A 14,555-nucleotide genomic window follows, 5' to 3' on the forward strand; every position below is an offset into this window, starting at 1 on the left:
ATTTGCCATGCCCCCGCCGCACACCCAAGCCCGCCCCAAGCCATCCCGCCTGCTGCGCCCGGCCTTGCTCAAGCTGCACCGATGGGCGGGCCTGGCCTTGGCCGCCTTTCTGGTGCTCACCGGCCTGACCGGGGCCGTAATGGCCTGGACGGACGAGCTGGACGCACTGCTGAACCCGCACATGCTGCGCACGCCCGGCACGCCGGCGCAGGATGCGGCGCAGTTGCTGGCGCTGGCCGCGCAGTTGGAGGCCGCGCAGCCGCAGTGGCGCGTGACCAGCCTGCCGCTGGCGCTGGAGCCGGGGCAGGCGGCCATGCTGCGCGTGGCGGCCAAACCGAATGCGGATGCGAATGCGGATTCGGGCACGAGCGCGGACGCGGGCACAGGCACGAACGCAGCACTGGGCTTTGACCAGTTGTTCGTGCACCCGGCGAGTGGTCAGATCCTGGGCCAGCGGCAATGGGGCCAGTGGCGCGGCGGCTCATTGGCGCAGGCGCGGCAAGACTTGCTGCCTTTCATCTACAAGCTGCACTACAGCCTGCACCTGCCCGGCGTGTGGGGCGCCTGGCTGCTGGGCGGCGTGGCCTTGCTGTGGGCACTGGACTGCCTGTGGGCGCTGGCGCTGGCCTTCCCCAGCCGCAAGGCCTGGCGCAAGTCCTTCGCGTTTCGCTGGGGCGCGGGCGGGCACAAGCTGACGTTCGATCTGCACCGCTCGGGCAGCGTGTGGCTGTGGCCGCTGCTTCTGGTGCTGGCCATCACCGGCGTGGGCCTGAATCTGCGCACGGAAGTCATGCAGCCGCTGGTGGCGTGGTTTTCACCCGTGCCGCCCGAGCCTTGGGCGGGCCGCCAGCCCTTGTCCCCAGGGCAAGCGGCCATCGGGCGCGAGCGCGCGCTGCAATTGGCGCTGGCCCAGGCGCGCCAGTTGGGCTGGCTGGGCGATGCGCCCGTCGCGCCCGTTACGCCCCCATCGAGCATCAACACCGCTGCCGCTTCAGCGCACGCCACGACCGGCCGCGCCGCCGCCAAGGCGCTGGGCTTGCAGCCCTGGCGGCTGTACGACTGGCAGGACGAAGACGGGCTGTACGCCGTGGCCTTTGCCGCGCCGGGGCGCGAGCCTTACGGCCCGACGCTCGGGCCGCACTGGGTGTATCTGGATTCGGCCACCGGCGCGCCCGTGGCCACGCGCAGCGCAGCGCGCCGCAGCGCGGGCGAGGTGTTCATGGCGGCGCAGTACCCGCTGCACTCGGGCCGCATCCTGGGCTGGCCGGGCCGCGCGCTGGTCAGCCTGCTGGGGCTGGCAGTGGCCGTCATCAGCGTGACGGGGGTGATGATCTGGCTGCGCAAGCGCCGCGCCGGGCTCGCCAAAGGCCGATCCGCTGGGGCTTGTTGAGATGGAGTGTTGCGACGGTGTTTTCGGTCAAAAAACCGCAACTGCTGCGTTGAAAGCGCTTGCACAGTGCCCCAGGCCTTGCGCGCGTTTTCGCCTTGCATTGGCGACTTTGACATCGGAAAAAAACCGCTTCGCAAGCCCAATCCCCCCCTAAAACGGCACCAGCAATGACGCCAACAACAGGGGCAGGAACAGCCACCAGCTACTGCGGTGCCGCAGGTGATAGGCCAGGTGGATGAGCAGGCCCACCAGCAGCAGCGAGGGTTTGCGCAACATGAACAGCAGCACCAGCAGGGCCAGGGATTGCTCCAGCAGCATGCGCGGGTTGCGCTGGCTGGCGTGCTGCGCCTCTTCGGGCGGCTGCTGGGGTTCAAGCGCGCCCTGGCGCTGCGGCTGCGCGGCCGTGGGCAAAGCGGCCTGGGCTTGCTGGCGGCGCTGCGCCTGGCGTTGTGCTTCGGTGGGTTCAAGCACAGGCGCTGGCGGCTGGGCCGGCTGCCACCAATGCGCCCAGGGGGCCTGGCCCTGGGCGCTGGCGCGGCGAAAGGCGCTGCGCCCCCGGCCAGTTTGCGAGGCGTTGGCGGCGCTCTCCAATTGCAATATCTGTTGAGGTTCTGGCGATGGCTGCGGTTGCGCCGGAGCCTGGGCTGCGGCGCGCAGGGCCTGTACGCGCTGCAGCCAGGGCTGGCCGCGCTGCGGATCGACCATGTGCAGAAAGTGGGCGTAGCCCAGCAGCGCGTCGAGCACGTTGTCGTTGCCGTTCCAGGATTTGCCTTGCGGCCCGTCTTTTTCGACCTGAAAGACGGTGGCGCGAAAACGCTTGAAGGTGCTGCGATCAATCGAGGGCTTGGCGTTGACGACCAAGCCAGTGACTTGCTGACGCCGGGCGCTGCGCATGACATGCAGCTTGTCCGGGTGCAGGGTAAAGCCCTCATCGGCGATGATCTGGCGCGCGCGCCACAGCAGCTTGCCCACCAGATGCTGGGCCGGCGCATCGGCCGAGAAGCTCAGGTCGTCGGCATAACGGGTGTAGGCAAAGCCGAGCTTGGCGGCCATGCCATGCAGGCGGCGATCCAGCCGGCGGCAGAGGATGTTGGTCAGCGCCGGGCTGCTGGGCGCGCCCTGCGGCAAGTGACGCGCGCCGGTGGCGATGTGGTAGGTCTGGCCGTCGAGCTGCACGGCCTGCGTGGGGCGCTGGGTGCACAGCAGGCCCATGATGCTGGCCAGTTGCTCGCTGTAGCCCAGCGCGCGGAACACGCCCTTGATGCGCGGGTAGGCAATGGAGGGGAAGAAGTCCTGCAAATCCAGGTTGATGACCACGGCCTTGCCCACGTGCGGCTGGGCGTTGCTGCAGATGGAGCGCCCAGGGCGAAAGCCGTGCGCCGCATCGTGCACCGGCACTTTGCTGAGGATGTTGTCCAGCAGCCAGTACTGCAGGCGCTTGAGGCGCGGCATGGGCGCAGAGATGCGGCGCAGGCCGCCGCTTTTCTTGGGCAAGTCAAAACTGCGGTAGTGGCTGACGCGGGCCACGGCGCGGTCGTAGGCGAGAAAACGCAGCTCGGCCACCGAGACGCCCATGAGCTGAGCCAGCTGCTGCGGGTTGGCCGGCTGCGGCAATTGCCAGCGCGCCAAGCGCTCGGGTTGGTTGTCGCTGTGTTGCAGGCCACCGGAGACGCCCTGCCCCAGATACAGCACGCTGTGCTGGCGGCGTTCGTGCCAGCTGCGGGCGCGCTCGTAACGGGCCTGGGCGCGGGCCTGGCGCGTGGCCTCGCGACGCTGGCGCGCAGCCTGAAGGCGCTGGCGGCGCATCAGGCGCAGCGCCTGCTGCGGATCGTCCCCGCCAGCGCTCAGGCGGGCGGCCATGGCGGCCAGCGCCTGGCTGAGCTGCGCTTCGCGCTGCACCAGCTCGGCTGGGGGCTCAGGCGGGGGTTGGTCGCTGGGCCAAAAGCCCAGGCGTTGCATGTCCTGCAGGATCACTGTCTGCTTGCTGCTGGCTTGGGTGCGCTCTCGCTCTATCAGCTGCGCGCGCGTGAGCTGCTCAGGGGGCAGGTTGGCGGAGTCGTCGGTGGTGCGGGTCATGGTGTTTCAGAGCCTGTGACGATGCCGCACGCAGTCAGAAAAAACCAAGAGCTGGGCCTGTAAAGGGGGGCGTACGGGCGTTCTCATCGAAGAAGCCTTCGGACTTGCGCGCTCCACTCGACGCCGATGGGCTACCCTCCGCTGTTTGACTTCAAGGAAGTCAAACGGCAAAAGCGGCGGGTAGCGCCATCGGCACAGTGAAGAGTGCGCCAGTGACGCATGACAGAGCAAACAACGCGGATGGCGATCCACCACCCAGGATGCAAGAGCCTTGCCCGTACGCCCGGCACCATTCTAGGCGCCTGAATCCGCAGAGGCTCTCGACGCTGCGATGGCAGCAGCCTTTTTTGACCATGTTCTCGCCCACGGCACAGGCGCAAAGCCAAGCCCCCAGATCGGGGGCAACGATGGTCAAACAGCGCTTGCGGGCGGCAAGGCTGCAGATTCCCGATGGCGCTGCTCAGGCAAGCCCCATCGGGCCCTGCAAGTTTTTGTGACAATTTTTATAATGCGCGGTTATGGCCGTCTGGACGCTTGGGATCAACCACCACACAGCCCCGCTGGATTTGCGGGGCCGCTTTGCCTATGCGCTGGAGCAAATTGGCCCGGCGCTGCATGGACTGCGCCAGTCGCTGCTGCAAGGCCATGGTCCGCAGCCGGTGGAGTCGGCCATTCTCTCGACCTGCAACCGCACCGAGATCTACTGCGCCGCGCCCAGCGCCCTGCCCCAGCCCGAGCGGCTGGCGCTGCAGCAGGCCACGCTGGATTGGCTGGCGCGCAGCGGCGGCCTGACCGCGCAGGATCTGGCCCAGTACGCCTACACGCACGACCAGGATCTGGCCGCCCGTCATGCCTTCCGCGTCGCCAGCGGATTGGACTCCATGGTGCTGGGCGAGGCGCAAATCCTGGGCCAGATGAAGAGCGCCGTGCGCGCGGCCGAGCAAGCTGGCGCGCTGGGCAGCACGTTGCACCAGCTGTTTCAGCGCAGCTTTGCCGTGGCCAAGGAGGTGCGCAGCAGCACCGCCATCGGCGCGCACTCCATCAGCATGGCCGCGGCTGCCGTGCGCCTGGCCGGCCAACTGTTTGAGGACTTTGCCCGCCTGAAGGTGCTGTTCATTGGCGCGGGCGAAATGATCGAGCTGGCCAGTACGCACTTTGCCGCCCAGCGCCCGCACAGCATCGTGATCGCCAACCGCACGCTCGAGCGCGGCGAAAAGCTGGCTGCGCGCCTGGGCGCGCAGACGCTGCGCATCGGCGAGCTGCCCGAGCGCCTGCACGAATTCGACATTATCGTCTCCTGCACCGCCAGCAGCGTGCCCATCATCGGCCTGGGCGCGGTCGAGCGCGCGCTCAAGCGCCGCCGCAACAGCCCCATGTTCATGGTCGATCTGGCCGTGCCGCGCGACATCGAACCCGAAGTGCAGGCCCAGGACAACGTTTACCTCTACACCGTGGACGACCTGGCCAGCGTGGTGCAAAGCGGCAGGGCCCAGCGCGAGGCCGCCGTGGCCCAGGCCGAGGCCATCATCGACAGCGGCGTGCAGCACTTTGCCCGCTGGCTGGAGATGCGCAGCAGCCAAAGCGCCGTGGTGCCGCTGATCCAGCAGCTGCAGCAGCAGGCCCAGAGCTGGAACGCCCAGGAAGTGGCGCGCGCGCGCAAGATGCTGGCGCGCGGCGAGGACCTGGACGCCGTGTTGCAGGCGCTGGCGCACAACCTGAGCAAGAAAATGCTGCACGGCGCCGTCAGCGAATTGCGCAACGGCCACGGCGACGCGGACGAGCGCCAACAGACCGCGCACATGGTCTCGCGCCTGTTCCTGCGCGGCGAGACGCCGCGCCAGCATTAGCGCCGGCCAGCCAGAGCCACGCCAGCACGCCTGGCACGGCAGGGGCGCGGCCTCCACACCCACGCTGCCCTTGCCTTCCCCCCGCCAGCCACCGGCGCCATGCCGCGCCCCGCAGGCGCCCCCCCGCGCCATCGTCCCGGCCCGATCACCCACTTTCCCCACCTTCCTGCCCGGCCCATGCAAGCCCACCTCCGCCCCCAGCTCGAACGCTACGTGCAACGCCTTGCGGAGCTGGATTTCCTGCTCTCGCGCGAAGACATCCTGGCCGACATGCAGCAATACCGCCGCATCGCCAGCGAGCACGCCGAGGTCACGCAGATCGCCAGCCGCTACAGCCGCTACCAGGCCCACGCCGCCGACCTGCAGACTGCGCAGGAGCTGCTGCAGGACGCGCACAGCGACGCCGACACCCTGGCGCTGGCGCAGGAGGAAATCGCCCACGCCACGCAGCAGATGCAGCAGCTGGAGGCCGAGCTGCAGCGCCTGCTGCTGCCGCGCGACCCGGACGACGCGCGCAATGCCTTCCTGGAAATCCGCGCCGGCACCGGCGGCGACGAATCGGCGCTGTTCGCCGGCGACCTGCTGCGCATGTACACGCGCTATGCCGACAGCCAGGGCTGGAAGTGCGAGCTCATCAGCGCCAGCGACAGCGAGCTGGGCGGCTACAAGGAAGCCGTGCTGCGCATCGAGGGTGAGCGCGTCTATGGGCGGCTGCGCTTCGAATCGGGCGGGCACCGCGTGCAGCGCATCCCCGCCACCGAAACCCAGGGCCGCATCCACACCAGCGCCTGCACCGTGGCCGTGCTACCCGAGCCGGACGAGGCCGTGGCCGTGCAGCTCAACCCGGCCGAGTTGCGCATCGACACCTTCCGCGCCAGCGGCGCCGGCGGCCAGCACGTCAACAAAACCGACTCGGCCGTGCGCATCACCCACATCCCCACCGGCATGGTGGCCGAATGCCAGGACGACCGCAGCCAGCACCGCAACAAGGCCAAGGCCTTGCAGGTGCTGGCCGCGCGCCTGCAGGAGCAGGAGCGCAGCGCCCAGGCCGCCAAGGACGCCGCGCTGCGCAAGGGCCTGATCGGCAGCGGCGACCGCTCCGATCGCATCCGCACCTACAACTTCCCGCAGGGCCGCCTGACCGACCACCGCATCGGGCTGACACTCTACAAACTGCCCAGCATCATCGAAGGCGACCTGCAGGAGGTGCTGGACGCATTGCAGGCCGCGCGCGAAGCCGAGCTGCTGGCCCAGCTGCAACCCGAATGAGCGCCCCTGCCACCATCGCCCAGGCCCTGCAACAGGCCGCCGCGCAAGGCCTGGCGCGGCTGGACGCCCAGCTGCTGCTGCTGCACGCGCTGGGGCGCGAGGCCAGCCAGCGCGCCTGGCTGCTGGCCCACGACGATCAGCCGCTGGATGCCGCCCAGGCTGCGCATTGGGCGCAGCTGCTGCAGGCCCGCGCCGACGGCGTGCCGCTGGCCTACCTGACCGGCCAGCGCGAATTCTTCGGCCTGCCGCTGCACATCACCCCGGCCGTGCTCGACCCGCGCCCGGACACCGAAACCCTGGTCGAATGGGCGGTGCAGCTGCTGCCCCAGCAGGGCCAGCCGCGCCTGCTGGATCTGGGCACGGGCAGCGGCGCCATTGCGCTGGCACTCAAAAGCCAGCGCCCCGATGCCCAGGTCTGGGCCTGCGAGCAAAGCCTGGCCGCGCTGCAGGTCGCCCAGGACAACGCCCGGCGCCTGGGCCTGGCGCTGCACTGGCTGCACGGCCACTGGCTGGAGCCAGCCCGCCAGGCCGGCCTGGGCGATTGGGACATGATCGTCAGCAACCCGCCCTACATCGCCGAGCACGACCCGCACCTGCCCGCGCTGCGCCACGAGCCGCGCCAGGCGCTGACCAGCGGCGCCGACGGGCTGGACGACATCCGCCACATCATCGCCCACGCCCTGCCCACGCTGGCGCCCGGCGGCTGGCTGCTGCTGGAGCACGGCTGGCAGCAGCACCAGCAAGTCGCCCAGCTGCTGGCCCAGGCAGGCTATGGGGAGGTGGCCCACCGCCAAGACCTGGCTGGCCACATCCGCTGCACCGGCGCACGCCGCCTACGCTAGAGCCTGTTATGCACCGCAAATGCGCACGGCGCTGCCATGCGCGCAGAGCTCCCATAATGACGGCCCGTCTGGCTTGGCACGAGCGCACTCTCCTGCCGCCGCATCAGCAAAGCCATTCTTGCCACTGCCTCTTGGCTTTGCTCGACTTGGAGCACCGCACCGATGATCCGCACCATCCGTACTGATTGGGCACTGGGTGCCGCGCTGACTCTGCTGGGCTGCACTGCAGCCCAAGCCCCCGGTCCCGCCCCTGCGCCAACACCCCAGCCTGCACGGGCCGTACCAGTCAAAGAGCTGGCCCCTTGCAACCCGCATCAAACCCAAGCCGCGTACATCCAGGCCTGCATGCCCCAAGCTGGGGACAAGGTTGATGCCGCAACACGCAAGGCCACAGTCCAAGCCTTGCATGCCCCTTTGGCGCGCCTTGGCTTGCAGCGCCACACATTGGTTTGGAAGGCCTGGTATGCAGACGCCGCGCAGTCTGAGCCCGCCGTGCACACGCACACCCAGTTCGAGCCCGGCCCGCGTGAGCGCGTCTACAAAGCCGGCCCTGATGGCCTGGAGCTTCTTCACATTCGCCTCGATGCAGACACGGTATGGAAAAAGACCCAGGATGGCGTCTGGAGGCAAGAGCCACTGCCCAGGCCCGCGCCCAGCGCGGCGTATCTGGCCCAGCACGCCATCTTGGCGGTGCAGCGCAGCACCAGCCGCACCGGCGCGCCGATACTGACGGTGCACAGCAAGAGCGAGTTCGGCCAGCTTCAGTTGGAGCAGCGTCTGAGCATCGACACCCAGCGCGGCTTGCTGCTGCACATTGACCAAACCATCCCAGGCTTTTCCAGGCAGACTTTCGAGTTCGACTGGGATACAGCGTTTGAATCCATCACGCCCTCGCTGAAGGAGCTTGAAAACCATTGAAGCCCTGGCACACAAGGCCAATCCATCCACAACCACTTCGCCGAAACTTTGCCCAGCATCTGGCAGAACGCCCGCGATTTCCATTCCAAATTCGCCCTGCCCAGGCCCGCGCACGCCCCTGGCACGCCCCACGTATGCCCCGCTCCGACGCCCCCTCCTCCGACACCCCAAAAACCAGCCCAGCCAGCCCAGCGGCTGCGCAGCCACAGGCCATCCGCATCCGTGGCGCGCGCCAGCACAATTTGCAGAATCTGGATGTGGACATCGCCCCCGGCACGCTGACGGTGGTCACCGGCCCCAGCGGCAGCGGCAAGTCCTCGCTGGTGTTCGACACGCTCTACGCCGAGGGCCAGCGCCGCTATGTGGAGACGTTCTCGGCCTACGCGCGGCAATTCCTCGACCGCATGGACAAGCCCGCGGTGGACCGCATCGAGGGCGTGCCGCCAGCCATCGCCATCGACCAGACCAACCCGGTGCGCAACAGCCGCTCCACCGTGGGCACGATGACCGAGCTTAACGACCACCTGAAGCTGCTGTTTGCGCGCACGGCCCAGCTCTATGACCGGCAGACGGCCCTGCCGGTGCGCCACGACACGCCGCAGAGCGTGTACGCGGCCTTGCAGGCGCGTTTCGGCAAGGAGAGCGGCAAGGGGGATGGCAAAGAGGATGGCCAGGCCGCAGGCGATCCGCGCCTGGTGGTGACCTTTGCCGTGGAGCTGCCCGCCGACACCAGCGAGGAGCAAATGCAGCAGTGGCTGGCCGCCAGCGGCTACACCAAGGTGCAGGCCCAGCGGCTGGTGCAGGTGGAGCAGGCCGCCGTCACTGCAAGCAAGGGCAAGGCGGCGAAGAAAACGGGCAAGTCCGTCAAAGCAAGCCCCGCCCCGGCGCAGCGCAAGGTGCTGGATGTGGTGGCCGATCGCTTTCGCCTCTCGCGCGCCGATCCAGCGCGGGTGGTCGAGGCGCTGGAGACAGCCTTCCAGCGCGGCCACGGGCGGCTGGCGGTGTATGTGCTGCCCGAGGCTGAGGCCGAGGGCGAGGCCGCAGCGCCCGAAGTGCTGCACTTCTCCCAAGGCCTGCACTGCCCCGAGAGCCAGTTGCGCTATCAGGAGCCCTCGCCGTCGATGTTCTCCTTCAACTCCCCGGCCGGGGCCTGCGAGGCCTGCCGGGGCTTTGGCCGCGTGATCGGCGTGGACTGGGGCCTGGTGATCCCCGATGAGCGCTTGAGCTTGCGCCAGGGCGCCATCAAGGCCATCCAAACCCCGGCCTGGAAGGAGATTCAGGACGATTTGCTGCGCCACGCCGAGAGCTGGAGCATCCCGCGCGACACGCCCTGGCGGGACTTGACGCCCGAGCAGCGGCACTGGGTGCTGCACGGCGCGCCGGACTGGAACGGCAAATGGACGCAGAAGTGGTACGGCATCGCGCGCTTTTTCGAATACCTGGAGAGCAAGGCCTACAAGATGCACATTCGCGTGCTGCTGTCCAAATACCGCAGCTACACCACCTGCCCGGCCTGCGCAGGCGCGCGGCTGAAGACGCAAAGCCTGCTCTGGCGCGTGGGCACCAAGGCGGCGGCGGATGCGGCCTTGCCCGCTGCGCAGCGCTTCATGCCCGCAGGCGTGGGCTGGAGCCGCGCGCAATTGGAGGCCCTGCCCGGCCTGTGCCTGCACGATTTGATGCAGTTGCCGCTGGCGCGGCTGGCGCACTTCATGGCCACGCTGGCGCCGCCCGAAGATGACGACGGCGCCCAGGCCCAGGCCACGCGCATGCTGCTGGCAGAAATCAACGCGCGGCTGCGCTTTCTCAACGAGGTCGGCATTGGCTACCTGACGCTGGACCGGCAAAGCCGCACCCTGAGCGGCGGCGAAGTACAGCGCATCAACCTGACGACGGCGCTGGGCACTTCGCTGGTCAACACCTTGTTCGTGCTCGACGAGCCCAGCATCGGCCTGCACCCGCGCGACATGCAGCGCATCAACCAGGCCATGCTGCGCCTGCGCGATGCGGGCAACACGCTGGTGGTGGTGGAGCACGACCCGGCCGTGATGCTGGCGGCCGACCGCATCATCGACATGGGGCCGCGCCCAGGCAGCGGCGGCGGGCGCATCGTGTTCGACGGCACGCCCGCCGCGCTGCGCCAGGCCGACACGCTCACCGGCCAATACCTGGGCGGTCGGCTGCGCATCGACAGCCCGGCGCGCCGCGTCGTGCAGCCGGGCACGCCGCGTTTGCTGCTGCAGGGCGCGCGCGCCAACAACCTGCAAGGCATGGATGTGGAGTTCCCCTTGCAACGCATGGTGTGCGTGACGGGCGTGTCCGGCTCGGGCAAGTCCACGCTGATCCAGGACGTGCTGGCCCCGGCGCTGCTGCGCGCCTTTGGCAAGGCCAGCGAAGCGCCCGGCGCGCACGATGCGCTGCTGGGGGCCGACCACCTGGCCGATGCGGTGTTCGTCGATCAATCGCCCATCGGCAAGACGGCGCGCTCCAACCCGGCCAGCTACGTGGGCGCGTGGGATGCGATCCGCAAGCTCTTTGCCGATGCGCCGCTGGCGCGCCAGCGCGGCTACACGGCGGCCAAGTTCAGCTTCAACAGCGGCGACGGGCGCTGCCCGGTGTGCGGCGGCAGCGGTTTTGAGCATGTGGAGATGCAATTTCTCTCCGACGTCTATCTGCGCTGCCAGGAATGCAACGGCAGCCGCTACCGCCCCGAGGTGCTGGAGGTGCAGATCGAGCGCGGCGGCCAGGCGCTGAACGTGGCCGACGTGCTGGCGCTGACGGTGGACGAGGCGCTGGCCTGCTTCGCCACCGATCGCGAGGTGCTGCGCGCCCTGCAACCGCTGGCCGACGTGGGGCTGGAATACCTGCGCCTGGGCCAGAGCGTGCCCACGCTCAGCGGCGGCGAGGCCCAGCGCCTCAAGCTCGCCGGGCACCTGGCCGAAGCCGCCCAGCAAGCCAGCAAAAGCCGCCAGCCGCTGGCGCGCAAGGGCGTGTTGTTTCTGTTCGATGAACCCACCACCGGCCTGCATTTCGACGACATCGCCAAGCTCATGCGCGCGCTGCGCAAGCTGCTCGATGCCGGGCACTCGCTGATCCTGATCGAGCACAACCTGGACGTGATGCGCGCGGCCGACTGGATCATCGACCTGGGCCCCGAAGCCGGCGAAGCTGGCGGGCGCATCGTGGCGCAAGGCACGCCAGAAGAAGTGGCCCGGCACCCCGATTCGCTGACTGGCGCTGCGCTGCGCGAGTACGAGCAAGTATTGGGCCAGCCGCCCGCAGCCCACGCCACCCACGCCGCGCAGGGCCTGCACGTGGCTGAGCCGCAGGCCGTGTACGGCGCAAAAACGGCTGCGGCCCGGCATCCGGCCACGATCGACATCGTCCACGCCCGCGAGCACAACCTGAAAAACCTCAGCGTCTCCATCCCGCGCGGGCGCTTCAACGTCATCACCGGCGTGTCCGGCTCGGGCAAATCCACGCTGGCCTTCGACATCCTGTTTGGCGAGGGCCAGCGCCGCTATCTGGAATCGCTCAACGCCTACGCGCGCTCCATCGTGCAGCCGGCCAGCCGCCCGGATGTGGACGCCGTGCACGGCATCCCGCCCACGGTGGCGATCGAGCAGCGGCTCTCGCGCGGCGGGCGCAAATCCACCGTTGGCACGGCCACCGAGGTCTGGCACTACCTGCGCCTGCTGTACGTCAAGCTGGGCGTGCAGCACTGCGTGCACGACGGCGCGGCGGTGCAGCCGCAATCGCTGGACGCCATCGCCGCCCATGTGCTGCGCCAGCACCGCGGCCAGCACATCGGCCTGCTGGCACCGCTGGTGGTGGGCCGCAAGGGCATTTACACCGAGATCGCCGAATGGGCGCGGCTGCGCGGCCACACGCATTTGCGCGTCGATGGCGCGTTTGTGCCCACCGCGCCCTTCCCCAAGCTGGACCGCTACAAGGAACACCACATCGAGCTGCCCGTGTGCAGCCTGGATGTCACGCCCGCCAACGAGGCGCTGCTGCGCGAGCAACTGGCGCTGGCGCTGCAACACGGCAAGGGCGTGGTGCAGGTGCTCAGCGGCATCGGCCAACCAGATGGCCCCGGCGGCCTGGCCGCCGCGCTGGCAGCCGACCCCAGCGGCCAGGGCACGCGTGGCCTGGGCCAGATCGAAAGCTATTCCACGCTGCGCGCCTGCCCGCAATGCCATACCTCGTACCCCGAGCTGGACCCGCGCCTGTTCTCCTACAACAGCGCGCACGGCTGGTGCCCCGACTGCGTGGGCACGGGCCTGGCGCTGACGCGCGAGCAGCGCCAGGCGCTGGACGACTCCGCCCCGCAGGACGAGCGCGGGCGCGAGCGCAGCTTTGACGAGCCAGACGTGGAAGGCCTGGACGACGCTGCCTGCCCCGCCTGCCAGGGCACGCGCCTGAACGCCACCGCCCGCGCCGTGCGCTTTCACGGCATGGCCATTACCGACCTGGCGCAGCGGACGGTCAGCGAGCTGCGCGCCTGGGTGCAAAGCCTGCAAGCGGGCAGCGCCGCCGACGCACTCAGCCCCCGCGAGGCCGAAATCGCCCGCGACCTGCTGCCCGAGATCCGCTCCCGGCTGGAGTTTCTGGAGCAAGTCGGCCTGGGCTATCTCACGCTGGATCGCGGCGCGCCCACGCTCAGCGGCGGCGAGGCCCAGCGCATCCGCCTGGCCGCGCAACTGGGCAGCAACCTGCAAGGCGTGTGCTACGTGCTGGACGAGCCCACCATCGGCCTGCACGCGCGCGACAACCGCATCCTGCTGGGCGCGCTGCAGGCCCTGAGCGACAAGGGCAACACCCTGGTGGTGGTCGAGCACGATGAGGACACCATCCGCAGCGCCGACCACCTCATCGACATCGGCCCCGGCGCGGGCGTGCGCGGCGGCAGCATCGTCGCCCAGGGGCGGCCCGAGGCCGTGGCGCAGCACCCCGATTCGCTCACCGGCCGCTACCTGCGCCAGGCCATGCGCCACCCGTTTCGCCCGCGCCGCGCCGTGGGCGCGGACAGCCCCGCGCTGCGCCTGCAAGGCGCCAGCCTGCACAACCTGCAAGGCGTCAACGCCTGGGTGCCGCTGGGGCGGCTGGTGGCGATCACTGGCGTATCCGGCTCGGGCAAATCCACGCTGGCGCGCGAAGTGCTGCTGGCCAACGTGGCGCGCCTGGTCGGCCAGCAGGCCAGCAAGGCCGGGCGCGAAGCCCTGCGCGAGCGCGGCGCAGCCGGGCAGTTGCAACACCTGCGCAGCCTGCAAGGCTTCGAGGGCATCGACCGCGTGCTCGAAGTCGATCAAACCCCCATCGGCAAGACGCCGCGCTCCTGCCCGGCCACCTACATCGGCTTTTGGGACACGGTGCGCAAGCTCTTTGCCGACACGCTCGAAGCCAAGGCGCGCGGCTACAGCGTCAGCCGCTTCTCCTTCAACACCGGCGAGGGCCGCTGCCCGGCCTGCGAAGGCCAGGGCATGCGCACCATCGAAATGAGCTTTCTGCCCGATGTGAAAGTGCCCTGCGAGCTCTGCCACGGCGCGCGCTTCAACCCCGAAACCCTGGCCGTGACCTGGCGCGGCAAGCACATCGGCCAGGTGCTGCAAATGGAGGTGGACGAGGCCATCGGCTTCTTCGCCAGCATGCCCGCCATCGCCCATCCGCTGCAACTGCTGCAAGACGTGGGCCTGGGCTACCTCACCCTGGGCCAGCCCAGCCCCACCTTGAGCGGCGGCGAAGCCCAGCGCATCAAGCTCGTCACTGAGCTGGCCAAGGTGCGCGACGACATCACCCGCCGCGGCAACAAGGCCCCGCACACCCTGTACGTGCTGGACGAGCCCACCGTCGGCCTGCACATGGCCGACGTGGAAAAGCTCATCGGCGTGCTGCACCGCCTGGTCGATGGCGGGCACAGCGTGGTCGTCATTGAGCACGATCTGGATCTGATTGCCGAGGCCGACTGGATCATCGACCTGGGCCCCGAAGGCGGCCAGGCCGGCGGCCAGATCGTCGCCGCAGGCACGCCCGAGGACGTGGCCGCCCAAGGCAGCCCGACTGGCCAGGCCCTGGCCCCGGTGCTGCAACGGCCAGGCGCAGAGCTGAAGTAGTGAGGGGCAAAGGGCCTGTGCTGCCCAGCCCTGCCAGAGCGGCTCGGCAGGCAGCAGGCATGGCATGCGCCGATTGAAGGGCGCGGCGGCGGATGAGGAGGTT

Annotated in this window: 7 protein-coding genes; 6 read left to right on the plus strand and 1 reads right to left on the minus strand. The window is 69.2% G+C overall.

The genetic code is table 11. From position 1 onward, the window contains the following. The first annotated feature begins 7 nt into the window (after positions 1-7). Positions 8-1,390 (plus strand): PepSY-associated TM helix domain-containing protein, encoded by a 1,383-nt coding sequence (locus CLI93_RS10170; RefSeq protein WP_238945805.1) that lies wholly within the window; start codon positions 8-10, stop codon positions 1,388-1,390. A 150-nt stretch (positions 1,391-1,540) separates the two neighbouring features. Here CLI93_RS10170 and CLI93_RS10175 read toward each other — a convergent pair whose 3' ends face one another. Beyond that, a complete protein-coding gene (locus tag CLI93_RS10175) occupies positions 1,541-3,466 on the minus strand; it encodes a reverse transcriptase family protein (protein WP_238945806.1) in 1,926 nt (641 codons plus the stop codon). A gap of 518 nt (positions 3,467-3,984) precedes the next feature. Here CLI93_RS10175 and hemA point away from each other — a divergent pair. The 5 genes from hemA to uvrA all read left to right on the plus strand — a co-directional run bounded on the left by hemA (position 3,985) and on the right by uvrA (position 14,452). Next, entirely contained in the window at positions 3,985-5,313 is a 1,329-nt protein-coding gene (gene hemA, locus CLI93_RS10180; protein ID WP_095542387.1) for a glutamyl-tRNA reductase, read from the plus strand. Between the two features lie 177 nt (positions 5,314-5,490). Beyond that, positions 5,491-6,582 carry a peptide chain release factor 1 gene (gene prfA / locus CLI93_RS10185; RefSeq protein WP_095542388.1) on the plus strand — a complete coding sequence of 364 codons (1,092 nt, stop codon included), beginning with the start codon at positions 5,491-5,493 and terminating at the stop codon, positions 6,580-6,582. Then, the gene (prmC, locus tag CLI93_RS10190; RefSeq protein WP_095542389.1) at positions 6,579-7,424 is read left to right on the plus strand and encodes a peptide chain release factor N(5)-glutamine methyltransferase; all 846 of its coding nucleotides are present in this window, start codon (positions 6,579-6,581) and stop codon (positions 7,422-7,424) included. Before prfA ends, prmC begins: the two co-directional genes overlap by 4 nt. A 492-nt stretch (positions 7,425-7,916) precedes the next feature. Continuing rightward, positions 7,917-8,342 (plus strand): hypothetical protein, encoded by a 426-nt coding sequence (locus CLI93_RS14910; protein ID WP_143326393.1) that lies wholly within the window; start codon positions 7,917-7,919, stop codon positions 8,340-8,342. 134 nt (positions 8,343-8,476) lie between these two features. After that, on the plus strand, positions 8,477-14,452 hold the full coding sequence (gene uvrA, locus CLI93_RS10200; RefSeq protein ID WP_095542391.1) for an excinuclease ABC subunit UvrA: 5,976 nt from the start codon (positions 8,477-8,479) through the stop codon (positions 14,450-14,452). Positions 14,453-14,555 lie beyond the last annotated feature (103 nt).

Source organism: Vandammella animalimorsus (assembly GCF_002288875.1).
Lineage (GTDB): Bacteria > Pseudomonadota > Gammaproteobacteria > Burkholderiales > Burkholderiaceae_C > Lampropedia > Lampropedia animalimorsus.

Coding starts and splice junctions, on each gene's coding strand:
- CLI93_RS10170 (WP_238945805.1), top strand. CDS start 8: ATGCCCCCGCCGCACACCCAAGCCCGCCCCAAGCCATCCCGCCTGCTG.
- CLI93_RS10175 (WP_238945806.1), bottom strand. CDS start 3,466: ATGACCCGCACCACCGACGACTCCGCCAACCTGCCCCCTGAGCAGCTC.
- hemA (WP_095542387.1), top strand. CDS start 3,985: ATGGCCGTCTGGACGCTTGGGATCAACCACCACACAGCCCCGCTGGAT.
- prfA (WP_095542388.1), top strand. CDS start 5,491: ATGCAAGCCCACCTCCGCCCCCAGCTCGAACGCTACGTGCAACGCCTT.
- prmC (WP_095542389.1), top strand. CDS start 6,579: ATGAGCGCCCCTGCCACCATCGCCCAGGCCCTGCAACAGGCCGCCGCG.
- uvrA (WP_095542391.1), top strand. CDS start 8,477: ATGCCCCGCTCCGACGCCCCCTCCTCCGACACCCCAAAAACCAGCCCA.